This window comes from Arthrobacter sp. 49Tsu3.1M3 (assembly GCF_900168135.1).
Taxonomy (GTDB): domain Bacteria; phylum Actinomycetota; class Actinomycetes; order Actinomycetales; family Micrococcaceae; genus Arthrobacter.
Genome location: NZ_FUZD01000003.1, coordinates 113,351 through 135,956, shown reverse-complemented (window position 1 = coordinate 135,956; position 22,606 = coordinate 113,351). Strand labels below are relative to the sequence as shown.

Here is a 22,606-nt window from a genome sequence, read left to right as displayed (position 1 = left end):
TTTCAAAGTCTTTCAGGCGGTATCCGTGCGGATATCGGCCCCCGATGCCGGTTGGCTCAAGGGTTCGCCGAAGAAAAGTCAGGTGATCAACCGGGCTGTTGCCAGACTTCAGCAAGCGGCCGCCGGGACCAAATGGAACGCGTTCATCGACGCAGGATGTACCTCTCACATGAAAAAATCCCACTGCCTGCGTGCGGATTCCCGAAGGAATCCGGCAGGGACCCGGATGACGGGCCGAAGCCGGTCAACCGAATCAAAAGTGGGCATCACTGCACATCAAGTTATAGCAGTCTATCACCCGGCAGGGCCGGGTCCCGTATCCGTGGCCTCGGCCCGGCCCCTAGCCCGCCAGGCCGGGGGCTTGGAACAGCGGCATATGGGACGGCTGGGTGGATGTATGAGTGGATTTGTGGATGGGCGCCCGTGACGGTGCCTTGGCCGGGCCCGCGGCGGCTGGCCGCAGGATCACGAGCGCTTCGGCGTCGATGAGGCGGCGGGTCCCCGTCCGGGCATCCAGGATCCAGAACAGGTCCACGCCCGTGACGGTCTGGGTCACCGGGCCCCGGTGGAAGAGCTTCCCGTTGTGCCACGCCTCGATCTCGTCCCCCACGTTCAACTCGGCCGAGCTGCGGATCTGCCGTGCTTCGTCAACGTCCATGGTCATTGCCCTTCCCCAGCGTTCAATCTCTTGTGCCCAGCATTCATGACGCAGGTTTCAGGTTGGTTTCCGGAGCGTGATTTCCGCGTGTCCGTCCGCCTGCGCTGCGCACGGAGGGAAGCCCGGACGGTGTATTGACCGCCGTTACGTCCGGGAGGACCATGGTGGGCGGAAAGGGCCGCACGACGGGCGGGCCGTGAGGGGAGTCGGACGCAATGCCGGAAATAGTCTCCGCTGGCCTGTTTCGGGTCATCCAACTGGGGTTGTTTCCCTTGAGTGCGGCCGGCTACGTCACGTCCGTCCCCGGGATGCTCGCCTACAGCCGGCGCACCGGCACGTCGGCCACGCTGCTCGCATCCCTCTACACGCGCTGGATGCAGCACCGCCTGGGAACACGGCCGGACGTCCCCGCGGCCCGGCTCATGGCCGTCCTGCCGAACGTGTCCGCGACTGGCATCCAGATGGAGACAGCCCCCACCCTCGCCGCCCACCTGATCACAGGCTACGTGCCCAGGCTCTACCGCTATCCGTATCCGGGGCGGGCCCCGATGCGCCATCAGCCGACGGCACGGACCAGCCTCTATGACGCGGCCGTTCAACGGCATCGCGGGGGCATCGACCAGTTGGTGATCCTCGGGGCGGGATTCGACACCCGGGCGTTCCGGCTTGTGCCCGGGGACGGCGTGCGTTGCTTTGAACTCGACCTGCCCCGGACCCAGGCGTTCAAACTCGCGATGCTCGAAAAAGCGGGCCTCTCCACGTACGTGCCCGCCGATTTCGAAACCGAGGATTGGATGGAGAAGCTGCTCGCTGCCGGTTTCGACCCGAACCGGCCCGCATTATTCCTCTGGGAAGCGGTGACCATGTATCTGGACCGCACCTCCGTCGAGGCGACGCTGCGCAGGATCGCCGGCACCGCCCCGGGCAGCATCGTGGCCTTCGACTACTTTTCGAGGGAAACGATCACCTCGGGATCGCCCTACATGCGGTACGCGCGGGCTACCGCGCGATTCGTCGGCGAGCCCCTGACCTTTGGGATCGACAACACTCCCCCGGCCAGGAAGAGCGCCGCGGACTTTGTTGGGGGCTTCGGACTGGTCCTTGAGGAGCACAGGAATTTCGGCAGGGAGACCCGGCGCCGGTCCGCGCCGGGAGGGTTCGTCACCGCCGTCGTGCCTGAAAACAGACAGCGAAACCCGGCGAACCGCCGTGATGAGGAGAAACCATGACAAAACGCAGCCACAGCGACGAGCATGACGCCGCCGAGCAAGCGGCCGCCGAGGATACGGCGCCCGGTACCGCAGCCCGGATGTGGGATGAAAAGTACAGCAGCCGGTCCAGGATGTGGAGCGGGGAGCCGAATCCGCAACTCGTCGCCGAGGCGGCGGACCTTCCTGCCGGCGAGGCTCTTGACCTGGGGTGCGGCGAGGGCGCGGACGCGATTTGGCTTGCCGCCCGCGGTTGGAGCGTGACAGGACTCGACGTTTCCGCCGTCGCCCTGGAGCGCGCGGCCGCCCACGCCCGGGAACGGGGCCAGGACGCCGCCATCGAGTGGGTGCAGCAGGATCTTGCCACGTGGGTCCCGGACCGGTTGTTCGACCTCGTCACGGCCCAGTTCCTGCATTCCACCCAGATGCCGTGGCAGCAAGCGTTGCAGCTCGCCGCGGCCGCGGTGCGGACAGGCGGGACGCTGCTGATCGTCGGCCATCACCCTGACGGGCTGCCTCCGTGGGGAGCGCACCATACGCCGGAGAAGTTCTTCACGGCCGAAGACCTTGCCCGGGAACTCCGGATCGAGGAGCCGCTGTGGCGCGCCGAGGTCCTGGACAGCCGGCGTCGAAGCGCCGTCGGCCCCGACGGCGAGGCAGTGTCCCTCACGGATGCCGTGCTGCGGGCCACGCGCCTGGCCGCCCAGTAGACGGCTCAACGACCTGTCGGGCCGCTGCCTGGATGGCCTGGGTGGCCGCCGCGGGGCGGCGGCACTTGCGCCCGCACCCTGTGAACGTCCAGGTTGGCGTCGTCCAGATCGGCATCGGCTACGTCCCGGAAGCCCCGGCCCGCAAAATATGACAAAAGACAGCGGACGACAACTGAAGCTAAGATGGTCGACAGCTGTCGAACCCGCCCCTGGGCGCGTGATCCGCGTCAATGTGATTCGAAGCCCCGCAGCGGGCTGGCGTGCCGGCGTCGCAATTTTCCCTGAAGCCCGGCGGAAGATGCGGGTCCCGGACCGGTTCCCGCGCCTTCCGGGAGCTCCGTCCTGCCGGGAGCGCGGCAGCACCCCACCGACCAGCCGGTCCACATACGCGGCCCGCTCCGACCACAGGGACCACGAAATACCGGCCCTAACCTTGATCTACCCGCCAAAACTGTTACCTCCGTCACACTCTGACGGATCCGTGCGGACCGCACTGCGGAACCCCCGCCGGCGACCGCCTGTGACAAGGAAGAAGCCTCATGTCTGAACGCACCACCACGGCCGCTTCGGCCACTGCAGAATCTGACATTGCCCAATCCGGAACTGCTACCTCCACCAACGGTGACTCCGGCGCCGGGAACCGCGAGCCGCACCTCGCCCGGGCCCTCGGCAACCGCCACATCCAGCTGCTCGCCATCGGCGGCGCGATTGGCACCGGCCTGTTCATGGGGTCCGGGAAGACCATCTCTCTCGCCGGGCCCTCCGTCATCTTCGTCTACATGATCATCGGCTTCATGCTGTTCTTCGTGATGCGTGCCATGGGCGAGATCCTGCTCTCCAACCTGAACTACAAGTCCTTCAGCGACTTCGCCGGTGACCTCCTGGGGCCATGGGCCGGCTTCTTCACCGGATGGTCCTACTGGTTCTTCTGGGTGGTCACCGGGGTGGCGGACATCGTCGCCATTTCCGGCTACGTGGACAAGCTCGCTCCGGGCACGCCCCTGTGGATCCCTGCACTGCTTACGCCCGTGGTCTTGATCCTCCTGAACCTTCCCACCGTGAAGGCGTTCGGTGAAGCGGAGTTCTGGTTTGCCATCATCAAGGTGGTCGCCATCGTGGCCCTGATCGTCACCGGCGCGGTCATGATCGCCACCCACTTCACGTCCCCGAACGGCGCTGAAGCCAACCTCGCCAACATGTGGAACGACGGCGGCATGTTCCCGCACGGCATGTTCGGCTTCGTCCTCGGCTTCCAGATCGCCATCTTCGCTTTCGCCGGAATCGAACTGGTGGGCACCGCCGCCGCCGAAACCAAGGACCCGGAGAAGAACCTGCCGCGCGCCATCAACTCCATCCCGGTCCGCGTTCTCCTCTTCTACGTGGGCGCCCTGGTGGTCATCATGGCCGTCAATCCGTGGCGCACCATCGACCCCGCCAGCAGCCCGTTCATCGGCATGTTCACCCTCGCCGGGCTGGGGATCGCCGCGGTGGTCATCAACCTCGTGGTCCTGACCTCCGCGGCCTCCAGCGCCAACTCCGGAATCTACTCAACCTCCCGGATGGTCTACGGCCTCGCCCAGGACGGGAACGCGCCCAAAGCGTTCGGCAAGCTCAGCGTCCGCAAGGTACCGCAGAACGCGCTGCTGTTCTCCTGCATCTTCCTGCTGGCCGGCCTGGTCCTGCTCTATTCCGGCGACTCCGTGATCGGCGCGTTCACGGTGGTCACGTCCGTGGCGTCCGTGCTGACCATGTTTGTCTGGTCCATGATCCTGGTCAGCTACATCGTCTTCCGCCGCCGCCGGCCGGCCCTGCACGAGGCTTCGTCCTTCAAGATGCCCGGCTCCGCCTTCATGCCGTACGTCGTGCTCGCGTTCTTCGTGTTCATGCTGGTGGCCCTGGGGCAGGCCGACGACACCCGGCTGGCACTCTTCGTGGCGCCCGTGTGGTTCCTGCTGCTGGGCGCGGCCTGGTACTTCAACCGGAAGTCCCCGCTGCAGCAGGCCCGGATTGTGGAATGGAAGGCCGTCCGCTCGCAGGAGGAAGCCCGCGCGGCTGCCTGATCCGAGCGCGCAAACTTAAGAGCGCTGAAACAAGCGAGCGCTGAAACACAGGAGCCCCGGCCGGATCATCCGGCCGGGGCTCCTGTGCAGTGCTTGTCATGGTGCCGTGCCACTACGCGCGTTTGCTGACGGCGGCCGGGACGACGGCGACGCGCGGCGCGACGGCCACGGCGGCGATCCCGATTACCGCCGTCAGCGCGAACACCCCGGCAAACGACGCCGACGGAGCCGCCGTCGCAAAGGCTGCGAACACGATCCCGGTGCCGGCGAGAGCCAGGGCGCCGCCGAGGGAATCCGAAATGGACATCGCCGAACTGTTGAAGCCCTCGGTGTCCTTGGTGGAGAGTGCCAGGGTCATGACGCTCAGCCGCGGATACATCAGGCCCATGCCGCCCCCGGCGAAGATCCATCCCGCGATCGCGACGGCGGCCGGCCAGGCCAGCACCGTGGTCACGAGGGCCAGGACGACGGCGCCAAGGACCAGGGCCGATCCGATCCGCACCGCCCTCCGGTGCTCCAGCCGGGTCCCCAGCCGGCCCTGGATGGCCGACGCCGCCGCCCAGGCGATGGCGCCGCCGGTGAGTGTGAGGCCGGCAAACGTCGGGGCGAAGGCGTAGCGTTCCACGAGCAGGTAGGGCAGGTAGACCTCGGCGCCAAAAAACGCCGCGGATGCCAGGCCGCGGGTGAGGATCACGCTCGGCAGGCCGCGCCGGGCGGTCAGCGTTCCGCGCGGCATGAGGGGACGGACGGCCAGGAGCGCGACGGCGACGGCGGCCGCCGCCAGCACCCCGCCGGCGACCGGGACCGCGGCGGACAGGTTCAGGCCCAGCACGGCGAGCGCTGCCAGCGCCGCCAGCGCCAACTTGGCAAGGCCTCCCGGTGGACGGCCTTGGGGCCCCGGCCCAGCGGCCGGGGAATCTCCGCCGGCGCCCGCGCTGCCGTTCAGGCCGCGCAGGGCCGGGGCCGTCAGTAGCAGGGCCGGCACCACGAGGCCGACCACGCCGAGAAAGACCCACTGCCAGCCGGCCAGCTGGGCCACGGCGCCGGCCGCGAACGGTCCCACGAGGGACGGGATGACCCAGGCCGCGGAGAAGGCGGCGAAGATTTTCGGATGCAGGACCGGCGGGTAGACCCGGGCAATCACCACGTACAGGGCCACGGTAAGCCCGCCCCCGCCGAGTCCCTGCACCAGCCGTCCGGACACGAGGACCGGCATTGTTCCGGCGGTACCGGCTATGAGCAGGCCGAGCACGAACATGCCCACTGCGGCCAGGAGCGGCGCCACCGGCCCCTTGCGGTCCGACCAGCTGCCCGCGGCCACCATCCCGATCACCCCGGTGGCGAGCGGCCCGGCGAAGGCCAAGGCGTAGAGTCCCGCACCGTCCAGTTCCCGGCTGACGAGCGGCATGATGGTGGTCACCGCCAGGGACTCGAAGGCCGCCAGGAACACCAGCGCGCAGGCGCCGAGGGTCACCAGCAGGTAGCTGCGGTGGAAGATGCCGGCCGATTCCGGGACGGATTTCGGACGGAATTCCTGGTGAGGGGGCGGGTCGGTCTGGGGCACGTGCCACAGCTTACAACCGGGCCCCGCAGCCCGCCCGTCTGTGGGCTTATCAGCTGGCCGGTGGGCGTATCAGCTGCCGGTCCGCCGCCGTCACTCCGCCTCCTCGAACCCCTGGGCCGGAACCACGACGGCGCCACTGGCCCTGGAGTCCGGGTTCAGCATCCAGCCCACACGCTTGACGGTGCTCAGCATGACGACGCTTTCCACGAGCTCGATCCCGGGCACCTTTTGCTGCAGGGCCACCTCGATGTTCATGACGTCAGCCAGGGACTGTAGCCACATGATGATCACGAAATTCGTGGGCCCCGTGGTGGAGGCACTGAGCCGGACATTCCGCATGGTCCTCAGCTCGGCGGCGGCGGCCTCGTGCCGCCCGGCGGGGACGTTGACGAACCATTGGCAGGTCACGGGGAAAGCGGACAGCTTCTGGGCCACCTCGCACCGGAATGACAGGATGCCGCTGGCGAGCACACGGTTGAGCTGGCGCTGGACGGTGGCCGGGTGCCTGCCCAGGCCGCGGGCAATCTCTGCCGCCGTGGCCCGCCCGTCCCTGGCCAGGAACGGCAGGAGCGCCAGGTGGCTTTCCGGCAACGCTTCCCGGGCGGCAGCCTGGGCAACTCCGGTGGCCTGGGGCCCGGCCAACGCCCGAACGGCGGCCTGCTGCGCGCGGTTCAACACGTTCAGCCGCCAGGAGCCGCCGCTTGCGTGCAGCCTGGTGCACAGGGCGGTCTGATATTTGAGGAGGCCGTCAATCTCCTTCAGGCGCGAGATGACTTTCAGGCTGAAATCGTCCAGGGAGGGCGTAATGACAGTCAGCATGAGGTCCCTGTGGCTGGCCGCCTCCTCCACCGTGACGATTTCCGGCATCCCGGCGAGTCTGGCGGTGACTTCCTCGCGCCGGTGCATTTCGCAATCCACGGCGACGAACGCCAGGCACATCTGCTGGGGGTCACCGATCAGGTGGGCGGTGATCCAGGACACGCCCGAGTCCAGCAGCCGCTCCCACCGGGCTGCCAGGGTGGTGGCGTGCACGCCCAGCACCTGGGCCGCATCCGCCCAGCTCAGGCGCGGGGCAATCTGCAGGACGTTGATCAGGGCTAGATCGTCCTCGCTGAGTTCCATCACTTTTCCCTTCATCCATGCACGAAACCTGCGATAACAGTCTATTCGTGCATTTTTTCTGGCCTTCGGACGGGTGTGAACTGTGTCACTTGAGAATAGACGCAGGACGTCCCCGCCGGACGTGAACCAATCCACTTCGAAAAAAACCGTCGCCAACCAGGCGAATTTCGACCAACAAGGAGAACACGTGCCGATCACCGCAGATGCCCGGGAAATGCAGACCGACCTTGCCCGGCTCCGCCACGAACTGCACCGGGAACCCGAGATCGGCCTCGCGCTGCCCCGCACGCAGGAGAAGGTGCTCAAGGCCTTGGACGGACTTCCCTACGAGATCACCCTGGGCCAGGACACGACGTCGGTCACCGCGGTACTGCGGGGCCAGGGGCCCGGGACCGAGGGGGGCTCCCGCCCGGCGGTGCTGCTGCGCGCTGACATGGACGGCCTGCCGGTGCAGGAGAAGACGGGCGTGGACTACACCTCCAGGATCGACGGCGCCATGCACGCCTGCGGCCACGACCTGCACACCTCCATGCTGGCAGGGGCCGCCACCCTCCTGGCCGAACGCCGGCACCAACTGGCCGGCGACGTCGTCCTGATGTTCCAGCCCGGCGAGGAAGGCTTCGACGGCGCCAGCCACATGATCCGCGAAGGCGTGCTGGATGCCCCCGGCCGGCGTGTGGACGCCGCCTACGGCATGCACGTGTTTTCCGCCCTCGAACCGCACGGCACGTTCTGCACCAAGCCCGGCGTCATGCTGAGTTCCTCCGACGGCCTGGTGGTCACCGTGCTCGGCGCCGGCGGCCACGGGTCGGCCCCGCACTCCGCCAAGGACCCCGTCACGGCGGCCGCCGAGATGGTCACCGCCCTCCAGGTCATGATCACCCGCCAGTTCAACATGTTCGACCCCGTAGTCCTCTCCGTGGGGGTCCTCCAGGCCGGCACCAAGCGCAACATCATCCCGGAAACCGCACGCATCGAGGCCACCATCAGGACCTTCTCCGCGGAAGCCCGGCAGAAGATGATGGACGCCGTGCCGCGGCTGCTGAAGGGCATCGCGGCGGCACACGGCCTGGACGTCGACGTCGACTACCAGCAGGAGTACCCGCTGACCATCACGGACGAGGACGAAACGCACACCGCGGAGAATGTCATTGCCGGCCTGTTCGGCGAGTCCCGGCTCTCCCGCTGGGCCACCCCGCTGAGCGGCTCCGAAGACTTCTCGAGGGTTCTGGCCGAGGTCCCCGGCACGTTCATCGGGCTGAGCGCCGTCCCCCGGGACGCCGACCACGCCACTTCCGCGTTCAACCACTCCCCGTACGCCACGTTCGACGACGGCGTGCTGGCTGACGGCGCCGCACTCTACGCCGAGCTCGCCATCTCAAGGCTGGCCGCACTCGCGGCCGCCGACGCTCCCGCCGCGGCCAACACTGTCGCCGCCGCCTCCGCCCTTTCCTAGCCCGCACCCCCGAGGGAGAAGACCATGACTGCAGCCACGATCACGCCGGCGGCAACCCGAACATCCACCCGCAAGACGCTCGTCGGCACCGGCATCGGCAATGCCGTCGAATGGTACGACTGGGCCATCTACGCCACGTTCACGCCGTTCATCGCCAGCCAGCTTTTCAGCAAGTCGGATCCTGCGTCCGCGGTGCTGTCCACGCTGGCGATTTTCGCCGTCGGCTTCGTTGCCCGCCCTTTCGGCGGCTTCCTGTTCGGTTGGATCGGTGACCGGATCGGCCGGAAGGCTTCCATGACCCTGGCCGTGGGGCTGGCGTCGGTGGGCAGCCTGATGATCGGCATCGCTCCGACGTTCGCGGCGGTCGGCGTCTGGGCATCGCTCACGCTCCTGGTGGCGCGCCTGATCCAGGGCCTGGCCCACGGCGGCGAGCTGCCGTCGTCGCAGACGTACCTGTCCGAAATGGCGCCGAAGGAACATCGCGGCTTCTGGGCCACCCTGATCTACACCTCCGGCACCGTGGGCATCCTGTTCGGAACCCTGCTCGGTGCCGTGCTGAACATGACGCTGAGCACCGAACTCATGAACGCGTGGGGCTGGCGCATCCCGTTCCTGATCGGCGCGGCCATGGGTCTCTACGCCCTGATCATGCGGTCCCGGCTGCACGAAACGGACGTCTTCGAGGGTGAGGCAGCGACGGAGAAGCGTGCTCCGATCTGGCCGCAGATTGTCCGCCACCGCAAGCAGGCCCTCCAGGTGATCGGGTTGACGGTCGGCCTGACCGTGATCTACTACATCTGGGGTGTCGTCGCCCCCAGCTACGCCACCACCGCCCTGAAGATCGACCGGGGCGAGGCCCTGTGGGCCGGTGTGATCGGCAACATCGTGTTCATCGCGGCGCTGCCCTTCTGGGGCAAGCTGGCGGACCGGATCGGACGCAAGAAAGTGCTGTGGGCCGGTGCGATCGGCGCCGGCATCATGCACTTCCCGATGACCGCCCTGCTCAAGGATTCCGCCTGGCAGCTGGCCGTCAGCATGTCCGTCATGCTGATCTTCATCGCCGCCAGCGCGGCGATCGTCCCGGCCGTCTACGCCGAGCTGTTCCCCACCAGCATCCGCACCGTGGGCGTCGGAGTGCCCTACTCGATCTGTGTGGCCGTGTTCGGCGGAACCGCGCCCTATCTGCAGCAGTGGCTCGGCACCACCGTGCAGATGCCGCAGTTGTTCAATGTGTACGCCGTGCTGCTGCTCGCCATCTCCGCGGCCTGCGTCTTCACCATCCCGGAAACCAAGGGCAAGGACCTCACGCTCTGATCCGGTCCGGTTGAGCTATCGGTAGTGGCTGTTCTGGAGGCTTCAGGACAGCCACAACCGATGGCTCATCACGTTTTTGCAGGGGGAAAGGGTCAGTCGCCGATGTAGCGGTCCCGCCCGGCCCGGTACCCGAACACCGCTGCGAGCGAGCCCACCAGCATGAACAGCACACCCGCCGCGGCAAAGGACCCGGTGGACTGGTGCAGCTGGCCGACCAGGAGCGTGCCGCTGGAACCAATCCCGTAGCCCACGCCCTGCATCATGCCGGAAAGATGGGCCGCAGTATGCCCGTCCCGGGTGCGGACCATGATCAGCGTCAGCGCGGCGGCGGTCAGGCTTCCCTGCCCCAGGCCGAGCAGCCCGGTCCACAGCCACAGGAGTTCGACAGGCCCGAAAATGCTCAGCGCGAAACCACCGCCGGTCATGAGCGCCACCACCGTGTTCAGGGCACGCTGGTCCCGGAACCTGGTGGCCAGCGCCGGCGCGAACAGCGAGCCCAGCATCTGCAGCACAATCGAGGCCGAGACGATCAGGCCGGCCGTGCCGCCATCCACCCCGCGTTCGCGCAGGATCGGCGCCAGCCAGGCGAAGACACTGAAGGACATCATGGCCTGCAGGACCATGAACCCGGTCACCTGCCAGGCCACGGCGGAACGCCAGACGCTGACGCCGCCGGCCGGCCGCGCGGCCCCGCCGGGACGGGCCCGGAGCGCCGGCGGCAGGAACAGCAGAAGGACGACGCCGGCCGGCAGCGCCCAGAACCAGAGCGCCGCCGTCCATTCCCCGCTCGCGCGGAAGACCGGGAACGTGAAGCCGGCACCGAGCGCGGCCGAGGCACAGATCGCCGTGGTGTAGAGGCCGCCCATGAGGCCCAGGCGATGCGGGAAGTCACGCTTGACCACGCCCGGCAGCAGCACGTTGCACAGTGAAATCGCAGCCCCGCACGCGGCGGTCCCGGCGAGCAGAGCCGGAAGGTGGCCGGCCGCCGGCAGCTCCACGGGCCGCAGCAGCAGCCCGGCGGTGAGCACCGCCATGGCACCGAGCAGCACCCGTTCGGCCCCGAACCGCCGTGCCAGCCCAGGGGCGAGCGGAGCGAACACCCCGAGCAGCGTCACCGGGACGGTGGTGAGCACCATGACCGCCCAGGCCGGAAGCCCGGCGTCGGCCGTCACCTCCGGCAGTACCGCAGCGAAGCTCGAAAAGACTGTGCGGAGGTTCAGCCCGATCAGGACCAGGCAGATCCCCAAATACGCGAGCTGCCGCCGGCCTGCGGCGCGCGGCGGCCCGGCGGGGCCGTCCCGGAGAACGGCGCCGGCCGAAAGGTCCAACTCGTCAGTTTTCCCAGTTGAGGTCACCCGCCCCATTCTTGCAGCCCCGTATCTTCACCCCTTCCCTTCAATCCCCCTCCGCGGCTCAACCCCTCCTCCGGGGCCGGTCCGCCGGGGAGTCCGCGGGATCCCCCGGGCGGCCGGGCCCGGCGAACTCAACTATTCTGGAAGGGATGAGCGAATCCCCAGAATCCCCCGGCCTGCAGGCAAACCCGGAGCCCGGCGCCCCGGACGAGAGCCAGTTGCCGCGCCCCGTGACCCCCGGCAGCCAGGCCTCGTTCGGCACCTACGGAGGCCGTCCGGTCAGCTTCGTGCGCCGCGGCACGCGCCTTCAGGGCCGCCGCCAGGCGGCCTGGGAGGAACACGCGGACCGCTGGGCGGTTGAGGTCCCCCGCCATGTCGCCAACACCTCCGTCCACCCGGACTATGTGTTCGATGCAGAGGCCGAATTCGGCCGCACGGCTCCGCTGGTCGTCGAGATCGGCTCCGGACTGGGCGACGCCGTTTGCCACGCCGCGGAGCAAAACCCGGACAAGGACTTCCTGGCCGTGGAGGTTTACACCCCCGGCTTGGCCAACACCTTGATCAAAATCAACAGCCGCGGACTGAGCAACGTGCGGGTGGTCGAGGCGAACGCCCCTGAGGTGCTCGCAACCATGCTCCCGGCCGGCTCCGTCACGGAACTATGGGTGTTCTTCCCGGATCCGTGGCACAAGTCCCGGCATCACAAGCGCCGCCTCATTCAACCGGCGTTCGCTGATCTCGCCGCCCGGGCCATCAAACCCGGCGGCATCTTCCGGATCGCGACCGACTGGTCCAACTACGCCGTTCACGTCCGCGAGGTCATGGCGGGCTCGGCGGAGTTCGAGAACCTGCACGAGGGCGAGCGCGCCGGCGCGGACAGCCCCCTGACCCAGGTGTGGGAATCCGGCGTCGAATCCCGCGTGGGCGGAGCCCCGGTCAAGGAAGGCCGGGCGCCGGTCAGTACCGAGCACACCGGACCCAACGAGGGCGTCGACGGGACCGGCGGGTGGGCCCCGCGGTTTGAGGGCCGCATTCTGACCAGTTTCGAAAACAAGGCGCACGAAGCCGGTCGCCTGATCTTCGACCTCAGCTACCGCCGAATTTAGGCACCCCGGCGCGCGGGTATCTTTTGCTGAGCGGCTTCGCGTGGCACGATAACGGAACCAACCAGGCTGGGTAGTACTAAGGAAACGATCATCAAACGAGAACTGAACGACGCTGCTGACGTCGCCGAGGACGTCACCAATTCGAAGCCCCTCGAAATCGCAGCGCGGGCCGGGTTTGCCGTGTCGGGGTTGCTGCACTTCCTCATCGGGCTGGTCGCGATCCGGCTTGCCATGGGCGGCCAGGGCCAGGCCGATGTCAGCGGCGCGGTGGAAGAGCTTGCCGGGCAGCCGGCGGGGCCGGTGCTGCTCTGGACGTCGTTTGCCGCCTGCGTCGCGCTGGCCATCTGGCAGGCGTCCGACGCCATTTTCGATTTCGGCCACCTGCCGACCAAGAAAAAGGTCGGCAAGAAACTCAAGGCAGCCCTGCAGGCCGTGGTGTACACCGCGTTCGCCCTGACTCTCGCGTCGGTCGCCACCGGGGCAGGCTCCGACAACCGCGAGTCGACTTCCGATATGACCGTAAACCTCATGAAGGCACCGGGCGGCGTCGCACTCCTGGTGGTCATCGGCGCCGCGGTAGCCGTCACCGGGATCGTCTACGCGATCCGCGGCTTCAAGAAGTCCTTCATCAAGTACCTGCGGATGCCGTCCCAGCCGCAGGCGCGCACCGCAGTGACGGTCATCGGCATGGTGGGCTACGTTGCCAAGGGCTTTGCCCTGCTGCTGGTGGGCCTGCTCATCATCATCGCCACGGTGAAGGCACACCCCGAAGAGTCAACCGGGCTCGACGGCAGCCTGAAGGCCCTGCGGGAGCAGCCGTTCGGCGTGTACTTGCTGGCCGCAGTGGGTGTAGGGCTGATCTGTTACGGCATCTACATGGCGGTCCGGGCCAAGCTCGCGAAAATGTAGAGGCCCGCGCCGGTTGCCGGCTCCCGGACGGATCTTCCGGATCCCCGGACCCCCGCTCCCCGGGAGTGGGCTACCCCTGCGGCACCGCGATGACAGCAACGGTCTGCTGCTGCTCATCGCGCATTTCGACACTGGCGATCCTGGCCAGCTGCACCGGCGTGGCCCCGGTGATCCGGACCCTGCCGGTGGGCGTGGCTGTCCACGCGCAGGCGCGGTCCACGCCGCCGTCGCGGTCCTTTACCCAGAGCGAGAGGGTCCCGGCGACGGGCAGGCTGCGGCCGTCCACCGCCAGTTCGGTGCCCCAGGTTTTCTTGACGAGCCCCACCGTGACCTCCAACCCGCTGCTGGCCGCTACGGAATAGCTCGCGTCCGGTTTGGCGGGTTGGTTCAGCAGCGGACCGGCCAAGATCCCCAGCCCCAGGCAGGCGGCCGCCGCCGCGGCCACCGCCGACGTCCACCGGCGCCGCGCCTTCCGGCGACGGGCGGCGAGCTCGTCCAGGAGCCGGCGTGAAACAGGTTCGGGTTCCGGCGGGACCAGCGCGCGGTCCCGGGCGGCCGCCGCCGCCGCGGTGAGTGCGACGGCGTCGGACACCGGGATCGCGTCCAGCAGCGCGGGGAGGCTGGCAAGGTCGTCCAGCTCCTGGCGGCAGTCCCCGCACTCGGCAAGATGCTGCTCGAAGGCCGCGGCTTCGGCCGGCTCGAGCCCGCCGAGCAGGTACGCGCCGAGGAGGTGATGCAGCTCGGTCCCGTTCATTGCTGCACCCCCATTTCATCGAGGATGGTCCGTAGGGCCCGGACAGCGTAGAACGCCCGGGACTTCACGGTGCCGCTGGGGATCTTCAATTGGGCGGATGCCTCCTGGACTGTGGAGCGGCGGTAGTGGAGCGCAACAAGGACTTCGCGGTGTTCCGCGCTGAGCCGCAGCAACGCCTCTTCCATCAGCACTTTGTTGAGCAGCTCATCGATCCGCCCGGCGCCGACGGCGCCTTCCGGGAGGGCCTGGACATCGCGGTCGCCGGCTTCCTGCGGCCGCCGTTGGGCCTTGCGGTAATTGTCGATCATGATGTTGCGGGCCGTCCGGAACAGGTAGCTGCGCAGGCTGCCTGTGATCTGCGGCGCCTGCTGCCAGACCCGCAGCACCGTCTCCTGGACGACGTCGTCGGCGAGCTGGGGATCCCGGGAGACGCTGAGGACGAAGCGTTTCAGGGCCGTTCCGTGGTCGCGGTAGATCGCAGCCACGACGTCTTCGTCCAGCGGCATTGCCCACCTCCCGGGAATTCGTGTTCTGCCCCAGTACGACGTACGGGCAGGCCCAATAGTTCAGTGTGCCCCAGGACAGCCCGACACGGACATGTCGGTTCCGCCATGAACCATTCCGCTCTCCATGGCGTCGTATCTCGTAGCGCCGGCCTCCGAGTTGGGCTGGCTCGAGTCTAGGAGCAGCAAATGAAGAAGCATCTCAGCATTGGCTTGTCCGCGTTCGCTCTGGCGGCCCTCCTGTCCGGCTGCGGCGGCGGAACGACCACGACGCCGACGTCGGCGGCACCGGCCACGTCCGCCCCCGCAGAGTCCAGTGCGCCGGCCAGTTCCACGCCGTCGTCCATGTCCGCCGCGGTGCTCTCGGTGGGCGAGTCCAAGGCGGGCCAGATCGTGGTGGCCGACCAAGGACTGAGCGTCTATTTCTTCGCCAAGAACACGAAGGATTCCGGGAACAGCGTCTGCACCGGCGCGTGCCTGACGTCGTGGCCCGCTGTCACGTCGCCGACGGCGACCCCCCCAGTTAATGGCGTCACCGGCAAGGTCGGAACCATTCCCACGGCTGACGGAAAGATGCAGGTGACCATCAACGGGCTGCCGATTTACTACTACTCCAAGGACCAGACCGCGGGGGACATCAACGGCCAGGGCGTCGGCGGGGTCTGGTACCTCGTCTCCCCCTCCGGGGAAATGATCACGGCACCACCGGCCGGGTAGGCTCGCCGGCCGCGGATCCGCCCGGCCGGGTCCGCCCGGGCCGGGATACCAACCGGTACTAAGCGCGGCACGGCCGGCGCCTGCATTTGGGGGGCAGACGCCGGCCGTACCGAAAACCGTCGGGGAAGGCCGCTTACGCGCGGGCCTTTTCGAACTCCGCCGACCCTTCGAACTCCCCGGCCCCTTCGAACTCCCCGGCCTCTTCGAACTCCACAGCCGCGAGGATTTCCTGGGTCCGCGGATTGAGCATGAAGGCCTCATCGTCGTCTTCCAGCATGAGGAAGTCGCCCTGTTCCGTGGTGAAGTGCCAGGCCAGGGTGGCCTCCCCGTTGTGCTCATAATTCGGATCGCCCATGGTGATCCGCACCAGGCTGTGGCCCGCAAGCTCGCACAGCTCGCGGATGATCTGTTCGAACTCCGGCGCATCCAGGAGCACTTCCTCGGCGGCGGCCGCCTGGCGCTCGGCGAGGTCGGAAAGCCGGGCCACCCGCCCGGCAATATGGGCGTCGACGTCGTCGTCGGATAGGACCAGCAAGTCCTCCTGGCCGCGCAGCCACGCGGCATTCAGCGCACCGATGTCTTCTGTGGCGAGGATCGACTCGAATTCCCCGTCCAGTTCTTCAACGCGCCGAACGGCGTCGGAGACCCCGCGGCCCGCTTCGCCGTCCTCTGTACTGCCTCCGGCGGCCCCGCCGCTGCCGCCGTCGAGGTAGCTGTCGACGTCGGTGTCGCTCAGGGCGCCGAAGGCGGTTACCGTGCGGTTGAAGAGGTCCAGGTGCGCGGCGGCACCCATGGCCTCCAGGCCCTCCCGGACATAGGGGTCGACTTCCTCGCGTTCGGGCGCGGTGAACACGTACTGCGCGAAACCCCCGGCCAGCGCCTGCGTCAGGTAGAAGTCCACATAGTAGCTGCGCAGCGCGGCCGGGGAGATCTCTTCCGTGTCCAGCAACTCCTCGAACATGGCGTTGACCACGTTGACGTTCGCCTCGACAACGTCCTCGTGGCCGCCGTTGAGGCTTTCGGTGGTCAGCACAGTGGGGTAGCTGTGGGCGGACTGGATGGTGGGCTCACTGTTGGTCATGCGGAATCCTTACTGCTGGCACTGCTGATACTCCGGACCTCTCCAAGGTAGGTCCGTCGTCACGGCGGGCGGCCGAGCCCCGGTTGAACGTCAGGCGAAGTTTAAGCGGCGCTTGCGCGGCGGCGGCGAAGTTCCGGGGTCCCGGCCGGCTCGGTAAGATGGATCAGATGACCACCTGCCGAAAGTAGCGCGCACATGCCATCCCATCCGGACGAGAGTGCGGCACTGGCAATACAGACTCCCGCGATCAACGACCGCTCCCTCGCGGCCGGGCTCGCCTACGCCATGGGGAGCCGCGTTTCCGGGATCTCCTTCGACGCCGCCACAGGCCTGCTGCTGGGCAAGGTGCGGGGCGGTTCCGACGTGCCCTATTCCACCACGGCGAAGCTGGTCCGGAAGGCAGGCGGCTGGAGCTGCACGGTGGGCGTCTGCAGCTGCCCGGTCCGCAAGGACTGCAAGCACGTGGCGGCCCTGCTCTTCGCGGCCGAAGACAACCCGGCCACCCGGATGCAGCTGCTGGCCCCCGCCGAGGGCACGCGGCTGTCCCGCCAAAGCGCCCCGCCGGAAATGGCCGATTGGGAGCAGGCCCTTAGCCCCCTGATCGCCCACCCGGGGATCACGCCGTCCGCCAACGGCACTCCGCTGGCGCTCCAGTTCGACGTCGAGGAACCCGCCCCGCACTTTTCCTACACGGGCCGGCGCGATCCGCTCCGCAGCGTCCGCCAGCTCAAGGCACGCCCCGTCATCATGGGCGCCAAGGGCAAGTGGATCCGCGGCGACGTCTCCTGGAGCACGCTGAGCTACCTGAACTACCGGCGCGAATGCAACGAGGCGCACGTCGAGTGGATGCAGGAATTCCTCGCCTCGCACACCGCTGTGGCAAACCGCCAGCACTCCGGCACCGGACTGTGGCTGGGACTGAACACCTACGCCGGCAAGAACCTGTGGAGCCTGCTGTCCCAGGCCCAGAAAATCGGCGTCGCCCTGGTCCACAGCCGCGGCGACGAGCCGGTGCGGCTGGTCGAGCAGCCTGCCGCCGTCGGACTTAACCTGGCGCGCATCGGCACCGGCGGAAACGACGGCGGTCTCGAGCTCGCGCCGACCATCACGGTCAAAGGTGAGGTGGTGGATCCGGCGTCGGTCGGGACCATCGGGCGCCCGGCGCACGGAATCTTCCTGACGTCCGACGGCGACGCCCTGCCCGGCACGGCCCCCGCCGACCCCGTCATCACCCTCGCACCACTGGAAAGCGGTCTCAGCGAGGAACTTCTGACCTTCGTCACGGGCGGGACAACCCTGCACATCCCCGCACGGGACGAAAGCCGCTTCCTGACCGGCTTTTACCCCAAGCTCAAGCAAACCGCCCGGGTTACCGCCTCCGACGAGTCGGTGGAACTGCCCACGCTCGCCGTCCCCACCCTGTCCCTGCTGGCCAATTACGGGGCCGACCACCGGGTCCGGCTGCATTGGGAATGGCACTACACGTCAGGAAACCTCGTCACGGCGCAGCCGCTGTGGCGGCACCCGGGCGATCACGGCTACCGGGACGACCCGGCCGAGGCGCGCATCCTCGAGGCGGTGGGGCAGCCCTGGGACGTCGTCCCGGCCCTGGGCGAATCCGCGACCGGCGGCTGGGGCACGCCGCGACTGGCGGCCACGGCCGAACTGGCCGGACTGGACACCCTCGCCTTCACCGAGGACGTGCTCCCCCGGCTCCGCGACCTCCCCGACGTCTCCGTGGATACCTCCGGCGAGATTGCGGACTACCGCGAAGCCGAAGAAGCCCCGGTGGTGGCGATCTCCACAAAGGCGACGGACAGCCGCGACTGGTTCGATCTGGGCATCGTCATCACCCTGGAGGGCCAGCCGGTTTCCTTCGCGGCGCTGTTTTCCGCCCTCGCCGCCGGCCAGACCCGCATGTTGCTCCCCAGCGGGGCGTACTTCGCGCTGGACCTGCCGGAGCTGCACCAGCTGCGGGCCCTGATCGACGAGGCCCGCTCCCTGCAGGACAACCCCGGCGACAAGGACGCCCCGCTGCAGATCAGCCGCTTCCAGGCCGGGCTGTGGGACGAGCTCGCACACCTGGGCATCGTGGATGAACAGGCCGCGGCGTGGCGCGAGTCCGTGGGCGGCCTCCTTGAAGGTGGCATCAAGGGCCTTCCCCTGCCCGGGTCGCTGAACGCCGAGCTGCGCCCTTACCAGCTGGAGGGCTTCAACTGGCTGAGCTTCCTGTACCGCCACGGCCTCGGCGGCGTGCTGGCCGACGACATGGGCCTGGGCAAGACCGTCCAGGCCCTCGCGCTGATCTGCGCCGCAAAAGACGCCGCCGCAGCCGACGAAGCCGGGACCGGGGCCGCCCCGTTCCTTGTCGTGGCCCCCACTTCCGTGGTGGGCAACTGGGAGGCGGAAACGGCACGGTTCGCGCCCGGGCTCAGCGTGCGCGCCATCGGCGAAACCTTCGCCAAGAGCGGGTCGCACCCGGCCGAGGCGATGGCCGGCGCGGACATCATCATCACCTCCTACGCCCTGTTCCGGATCGACTACGAGGCCTACGCCTCCCAGACCTGGGCCGGGCTGGTCCTGGACGAGGCGCAGTTCGTCAAGAACCATCAGTCCAAGGCCTACCAGTGCGCCCGCAAACTTCCCGCCGCCTTCAAACTCGCCATCACCGGCACGCCGCTGGAGAACAACCTGATGGAGTTCTGGGCCTTGACCTCGATCGTGGCTCCCGGGCTCTTTGCCAGCCCCAAACGGTTCGCCGAGTATTACCAGAAGCCGGTGGAGAAGAACGGCGACAAGGGGCAGCTGGATAAACTCCGGCGCCGCGTCCGGCCGCTCATGATGCGGCGCACCAAGGAACAGGTCATCAGTGACCTGCCGCCCAAGCAGGAGCAGATCCTGGAAGTCGTGCTGAACCCGCGGCACCAGAAGGTCTACCAGACCCACCTGCAGCGGGAGCGCCAAAAGATCCTGGGCCTGATTGAGGACGTCAACAAGAACAGGTTCACCATCTTCCAGTCGCTGACCCTGCTCCGGCAGCTGAGCCTGGATCCCTCGCTGATCGATCCCTCCCTGTCCGGGGTGCGTTCCAGCAAGCTCGATGTCCTGTTCGAGCAGCTCGCGGACCTGGTGGCCGAAGGGCACCGGGCCCTGATCTTCAGCCAGTTCACCGGTTTCCTGGGCAAGGTCCGGGAGCGCCTGGTCGAGGAGAACATCGAGTTCTGCTACCTCGACGGCGGCACACGCAACCGCACCGACGTCGTGAACGAGTTCAAGAACGGCGCCGCGCCGGTGTTCCTCATCAGCCTCAAGGCCGGCGGCTTCGGCCTGAACCTGACCGAGGCCGACTACGTTTTCCTGCTGGACCCGTGGTGGAACCCGGCATCGGAGGCCCAGGCCGTGGACCGGACCCACCGGATCGGCCAGGCCCGGAACGTCATGGTCTACCGGCTGGTCGCCAAGGACACGATCGAGGAGAAGGTCATGGCGCTCAAGGCGAAAAAGTCGCAGCTCTTCGCCGACGTCATGGAAGGCGATGCGCTCACCGGCGGCGCCCTGACGGCGGAGGACCTGGCGGGGTTGTTCAACGACTGACGCTGTCCAGCCGGGAAGCAGCGCTTCAGCTGCGCTTCAACCCTGATTCGGCCAACCGGGGCTCCGCCCGCAGCCGGGCCAGCAGCGTCGCGGCGATTAGCGCCGTCGTCATTTCCAGCGCGATGACCGCCAGCAGCGCCCCGGAACCCGGGGGCGCTGCGCCGGCGGCGGCGGCCGCTGCGGTTCCATGGTGGCTGTGGCCCGCGCCGCCGGCTCCTGTGCCGAGGAGCAGGACCGCGTGGACGCCGGTCATCGCCAGTGCTGCGGCCATCACCTGACGAAGGGCCCTGGGCCTGCCGTGGCGCCAGATGTGCAGGGTGCACGGCAGGCACACTGCAACCATGGCGAGCATGAGCACGTTCAGCCAGGTCCCGTGCTGGCTCCCGGCAGCCAGCCACAGATGCGCGAGGCACGACGCCGCGGTCACGGCTGCGCAGATCCGGGAATGGAAGACGAGGCCGGCGAGGCCGGCCCGGCGGCCCCAGCCGGCTGCGACACTCACGGCGCCGGCCTAGCTGTGGCAGTGCGCGCCGGCGTCGCCATCGCCATGGCAACCAGAGGACTGTTGAGCGTTGGCCGGCACGTCCAGCACGGGGCTGCGGTCGAAGAAGCCCTCGGGCCGGAGCTTGAAGCCGACAGTGTCGACCGGCATGATGGGCCAGTCCTCCGGACGCGGGAAGTGGGTCAGGCCGAAGGTGTGCCACACCACGATGTCCTGGCCGTCGACGTCGCGGTCCTGGGCAATGTAGGCCGGCAGGCCCGCTCCCCCGGCGTGCTGGTTGATGAAGTCGCCCGTGGGGTACCGTTCCTCGTCCGCAAACCGGGTCACCCACAGGTCCTTCGTGGCAAAGGCGGCCCGCCGGGCAATGGAGGACTCCGGGTCCGCCAGGAGCGTGGGCTGGCCCTGGGCGTGGAGCTTGTATCCCACGGGTTCGCCGAGGCGGTTCCGTGACTGCGGGTTGGAGATGACCCAGGTCCGCCCGTTGCGGGCATCGGCCTCGCGCGCACCCTCGGATTCGCGGGCGATGAGCGTGCGCCGCCGGGAGAACGCGTTGCCGCGTTCGTTGCCCTCGCCCATTCCCTGGCGGACCACGTCCTCCTCTTCGACCCGGTTGGTGAGGCCGTCGACCGCCATGTCGAGGCGGGCGCTGAACAGGTGCTGGTGGTACGGGGCGCCCAGGCCCGGGGCCAGCTGGGAGATGTTGGCCGAGCCGCCTTCGGGGTAGGCGGAGGTGAAGACGACGCCGGTGGCTTTGGCCTCGAACTCGATGGTGCCGTCGAGGTAGAGGTACCAGTAGAAGCCGTAGTCGTAGTTGCCGATGGTGGTGAAGAAGGAGATCACCAGGCGGCGGTTGCGGCGGGTGTAGTTGATGCCCGTCCAGAGGTCGCTGTGCTTGGCCAGGATCCCCCAGTCCTCCTCGTGCATGCAGATGCCGTTGCGGATCTCGCGGGGGTTGCCGAAGGCGTCGCTGATGACGGGGCTGAGGTAGGTGATCTCGCCCAGGCAGTCGCAGCCGAGTTCCAGGGAGTTGGCGTACTGGCCCACGAGGTATTCGCCGGTGTCGAAGTAGTTCTGCCAGGACCGGATGGGCGACGGGTCCCCGTACGGGACCACCATTTCGGCGATGGATGCGCGGTTGATGACGGGACGCAGGCGGTCGCCGTCCTGGAAGGCGAGGTTGTGCAGCACCACCCCCTCGCGGACGTCGAAGCCGACGTCGAGGCTCCATTTTTCCCATTCGACGTGGTTGCCGCCGGTGACCGTGAAGCTGGGCCCGTCCGGCTGCGTGATGTTGATGGGCTTCTGCGTGGTGCGCAGCGGGCCGGTGAGCTCCGGATCGGTGTAGTTGCCGTGCTCCGCGGGAATCGGGACGGCGCCGGTGTCCAGCACCTGCGTCACTTCCTGGCTCACGACGTCGACATAGGCCACGAGCCCGTCCACCGGGTGCGCCCAGGCGCTGTCCTCGGGGAAGTCCTGCACGAAGGCCAGGCCACGCAGGATCCGGCGGCCCTTTTCCTCGGGGTACTCGAAGACGCCGGCGGACAGCGGGGCGACGCGGACCTTGCTGACGTCCAGGCCACGGCTGGCCAGGGCCTTGAGCCAGCGCTCGTCCGTGGCCAGGAGCTGTTCGACGACTTCGAATTCCTCTTCCAGGACCGGGAGCTCGCCGGTCGCCGCCGTGTCCAGCTCGACGACGGAGACCACCGTGCCGCTGGACGCCGAAACCGTCACATCGGCCGGGCGCCCTCCCGAGATGTCGTGGATGAAGACCCGGAATCGGCGGTCCTCACTTTCGGCCGGCGCGTTCCTTGCGGGATCCAGCAGACCGAGGTACGCGATGCGCCGGGTCTCGCCCAGCAGTCCCGCGGAACGCAGGATGCCCCGGACCGCGGTGATTTCGGCGCCCGTGGCCAGGCTGTACGGACTGTAAGGGCTGTATTGACTAAACGAGGTGCGGGTGTCAGTGTGTGCGGTCATCATGACGGCCTTCGTTCGG

At 68.1% G+C, this 22,606-nt stretch carries 18 protein-coding genes; 9 read left to right on the top strand and 9 right to left on the bottom strand.

Going from position 1 to position 22,606, the window contains the following annotated elements; genetic code table 11:
- Positions 1-340 precede the first annotated feature (340 nt).
- On the bottom strand, positions 341-664 hold the full coding sequence (locus tag B5X90_RS05690; RefSeq protein WP_079550809.1) for a hypothetical protein: 324 nt from the start codon (positions 662-664) through the stop codon (positions 341-343).
- Positions 665-873: 209 nt separating this feature from the next.
- Here B5X90_RS05690 and B5X90_RS05685 point away from each other — a divergent pair, with 209 nt between their 5' ends.
- The 3 genes from B5X90_RS05685 (at position 874) to cycA (ending at position 4,636) form a co-directional block, all read left to right on the top strand.
- Positions 874-1,887 (top strand): class I SAM-dependent methyltransferase, encoded by a 1,014-nt coding sequence (locus B5X90_RS05685; RefSeq protein ID WP_079550807.1) that lies wholly within the window; start codon positions 874-876, stop codon positions 1,885-1,887.
- The gene (locus B5X90_RS05680) at positions 1,884-2,576 is read left to right on the top strand and encodes an SAM-dependent methyltransferase (RefSeq protein WP_079550805.1); all 693 of its coding nucleotides are present in this window, start codon (positions 1,884-1,886) and stop codon (positions 2,574-2,576) included. Before B5X90_RS05685 ends, B5X90_RS05680 begins: the two co-directional genes overlap by 4 nt.
- 539 nt (positions 2,577-3,115) lie before the next feature.
- On the top strand, positions 3,116-4,636 hold the full coding sequence (cycA, locus tag B5X90_RS05675; RefSeq protein ID WP_079550803.1) for a D-serine/D-alanine/glycine transporter: 1,521 nt from the start codon (positions 3,116-3,118) through the stop codon (positions 4,634-4,636).
- 112 nt (positions 4,637-4,748) lie between these two features.
- Here cycA and B5X90_RS05670 read toward each other — a convergent pair whose 3' ends face one another.
- Together B5X90_RS05670 and B5X90_RS05665 are read right to left on the bottom strand one after the other, a co-directional pair.
- Entirely contained in the window at positions 4,749-6,200 is a 1,452-nt protein-coding gene (locus B5X90_RS05670; RefSeq protein ID WP_079550801.1) for an MFS transporter, read from the bottom strand.
- 90 nt (positions 6,201-6,290) lie between these two features.
- Entirely contained in the window at positions 6,291-7,322 is a 1,032-nt protein-coding gene (locus B5X90_RS05665) for an Lrp/AsnC family transcriptional regulator (RefSeq protein ID WP_179129062.1), read from the bottom strand.
- A 187-nt stretch (positions 7,323-7,509) separates the two neighbouring features.
- On the opposite strand from B5X90_RS05665, the gene B5X90_RS05660 reads away from it, so the two are divergent.
- Positions 7,510-8,778, top strand: coding sequence for a M20 metallopeptidase family protein (locus B5X90_RS05660; RefSeq protein WP_079551171.1), 1,269 nt, complete (start codon positions 7,510-7,512; stop codon positions 8,776-8,778).
- Positions 8,779-8,802: 24 nt separating this feature from the next.
- The gene (locus tag B5X90_RS05655; protein ID WP_079550797.1) at positions 8,803-10,092 is read left to right on the top strand and encodes an MFS transporter; all 1,290 of its coding nucleotides are present in this window, start codon (positions 8,803-8,805) and stop codon (positions 10,090-10,092) included.
- Between the two features lie 92 nt (positions 10,093-10,184).
- Here the strand turns inward: B5X90_RS05655 and B5X90_RS05650 are convergent, their stop codons facing one another.
- Positions 10,185-11,456, bottom strand: coding sequence for an MFS transporter (locus B5X90_RS05650; protein ID WP_079550795.1), 1,272 nt, complete (start codon positions 11,454-11,456; stop codon positions 10,185-10,187).
- A gap of 137 nt (positions 11,457-11,593) precedes the next feature.
- Here B5X90_RS05650 and trmB point away from each other — a divergent pair, with 137 nt between their 5' ends.
- Both trmB and B5X90_RS05640 read left to right on the top strand, forming a co-directional pair.
- A complete protein-coding gene (gene trmB / locus B5X90_RS05645; RefSeq protein ID WP_079550793.1) occupies positions 11,594-12,550 on the top strand; it encodes a tRNA (guanosine(46)-N7)-methyltransferase TrmB in 957 nt (318 codons plus the stop codon).
- A 102-nt stretch (positions 12,551-12,652) separates the two neighbouring features.
- Positions 12,653-13,459 (top strand): DUF1206 domain-containing protein, encoded by an 807-nt coding sequence (locus B5X90_RS05640; RefSeq protein ID WP_079550791.1) that lies wholly within the window; start codon positions 12,653-12,655, stop codon positions 13,457-13,459.
- 70 nt (positions 13,460-13,529) lie between these two features.
- Here the strand turns inward: B5X90_RS05640 and B5X90_RS05635 are convergent, their stop codons facing one another.
- Both B5X90_RS05635 and B5X90_RS05630 read right to left on the bottom strand, forming a co-directional pair.
- Complete coding sequence (locus B5X90_RS05635; RefSeq protein WP_079550789.1) at positions 13,530-14,213, bottom strand: anti-sigma factor family protein; 684 nt, start codon at positions 14,211-14,213, stop codon at positions 13,530-13,532.
- Positions 14,210-14,719 carry a sigma-70 family RNA polymerase sigma factor gene (locus tag B5X90_RS05630; protein WP_079550787.1) on the bottom strand — a complete coding sequence of 170 codons (510 nt, stop codon included), beginning with the start codon at positions 14,717-14,719 and terminating at the stop codon, positions 14,210-14,212. Before B5X90_RS05630 ends, B5X90_RS05635 begins: the two co-directional genes overlap by 4 nt.
- A 186-nt stretch (positions 14,720-14,905) precedes the next feature.
- Here B5X90_RS05630 and B5X90_RS05625 point away from each other — a divergent pair, with 186 nt between their 5' ends.
- Positions 14,906-15,433, top strand: a complete 528-nt coding sequence (locus B5X90_RS05625; RefSeq protein ID WP_079550785.1) for a COG4315 family predicted lipoprotein — start codon at positions 14,906-14,908, stop codon at positions 15,431-15,433.
- Between the two features lie 133 nt (positions 15,434-15,566).
- Here the strand turns inward: B5X90_RS05625 and B5X90_RS05620 are convergent, their stop codons facing one another.
- Positions 15,567-16,514 carry a DMP19 family protein gene (locus B5X90_RS05620; protein ID WP_079550783.1) on the bottom strand — a complete coding sequence of 316 codons (948 nt, stop codon included), beginning with the start codon at positions 16,512-16,514 and terminating at the stop codon, positions 15,567-15,569.
- A 195-nt stretch (positions 16,515-16,709) separates the two neighbouring features.
- On the opposite strand from B5X90_RS05620, the gene B5X90_RS05615 reads away from it, so the two are divergent.
- Positions 16,710-20,108, top strand: coding sequence for a DEAD/DEAH box helicase (locus B5X90_RS05615; protein WP_079550781.1), 3,399 nt, complete (start codon positions 16,710-16,712; stop codon positions 20,106-20,108).
- A gap of 25 nt (positions 20,109-20,133) precedes the next feature.
- Here the strand turns inward: B5X90_RS05615 and B5X90_RS05610 are convergent, their stop codons facing one another.
- Positions 20,134-20,610 (bottom strand): hypothetical protein, encoded by a 477-nt coding sequence (locus B5X90_RS05610; RefSeq protein ID WP_079550779.1) that lies wholly within the window; start codon positions 20,608-20,610, stop codon positions 20,134-20,136.
- 9 nt (positions 20,611-20,619) lie between these two features.
- Positions 20,620-22,590 (bottom strand): primary-amine oxidase, encoded by a 1,971-nt coding sequence (locus B5X90_RS05605; RefSeq protein ID WP_079550777.1) that lies wholly within the window; start codon positions 22,588-22,590, stop codon positions 20,620-20,622.
- Positions 22,591-22,606 lie beyond the last annotated feature (16 nt).

What these genes read in the sequence shown, in the direction of transcription:
- B5X90_RS05690 (WP_079550809.1), bottom strand. Translation starts at nt 664, where the DNA reads ATGACCATGGACGTTGACGAAGCACGGCAGATCCGCAGCTCGGCCGAG.
- B5X90_RS05685 (WP_079550807.1), top strand. Translation starts at nt 874, where the DNA reads ATGCCGGAAATAGTCTCCGCTGGCCTGTTTCGGGTCATCCAACTGGGG.
- B5X90_RS05680 (WP_079550805.1), top strand. Translation starts at nt 1,884, where the DNA reads ATGACAAAACGCAGCCACAGCGACGAGCATGACGCCGCCGAGCAAGCG.
- cycA (WP_079550803.1), top strand. Translation starts at nt 3,116, where the DNA reads ATGTCTGAACGCACCACCACGGCCGCTTCGGCCACTGCAGAATCTGAC.
- B5X90_RS05665 (WP_179129062.1), bottom strand. Translation starts at nt 7,322, where the DNA reads ATGGAACTCAGCGAGGACGATCTAGCCCTGATCAACGTCCTGCAGATT.
- B5X90_RS05655 (WP_079550797.1), top strand. Translation starts at nt 8,803, where the DNA reads ATGACTGCAGCCACGATCACGCCGGCGGCAACCCGAACATCCACCCGC.
- B5X90_RS05650 (WP_079550795.1), bottom strand. Translation starts at nt 11,456, where the DNA reads ATGGGGCGGGTGACCTCAACTGGGAAAACTGACGAGTTGGACCTTTCG.
- trmB (WP_079550793.1), top strand. Translation starts at nt 11,594, where the DNA reads ATGAGCGAATCCCCAGAATCCCCCGGCCTGCAGGCAAACCCGGAGCCC.
- B5X90_RS05635 (WP_079550789.1), bottom strand. Translation starts at nt 14,213, where the DNA reads ATGAACGGGACCGAGCTGCATCACCTCCTCGGCGCGTACCTGCTCGGC.
- B5X90_RS05630 (WP_079550787.1), bottom strand. Translation starts at nt 14,719, where the DNA reads ATGCCGCTGGACGAAGACGTCGTGGCTGCGATCTACCGCGACCACGGA.
- B5X90_RS05625 (WP_079550785.1), top strand. Translation starts at nt 14,906, where the DNA reads ATGAAGAAGCATCTCAGCATTGGCTTGTCCGCGTTCGCTCTGGCGGCC.
- B5X90_RS05620 (WP_079550783.1), bottom strand. Translation starts at nt 16,514, where the DNA reads ATGACCAACAGTGAGCCCACCATCCAGTCCGCCCACAGCTACCCCACT.
- B5X90_RS05615 (WP_079550781.1), top strand. Translation starts at nt 16,710, where the DNA reads ATGCCATCCCATCCGGACGAGAGTGCGGCACTGGCAATACAGACTCCC.
- B5X90_RS05605 (WP_079550777.1), bottom strand. Translation starts at nt 22,590, where the DNA reads ATGATGACCGCACACACTGACACCCGCACCTCGTTTAGTCAATACAGC.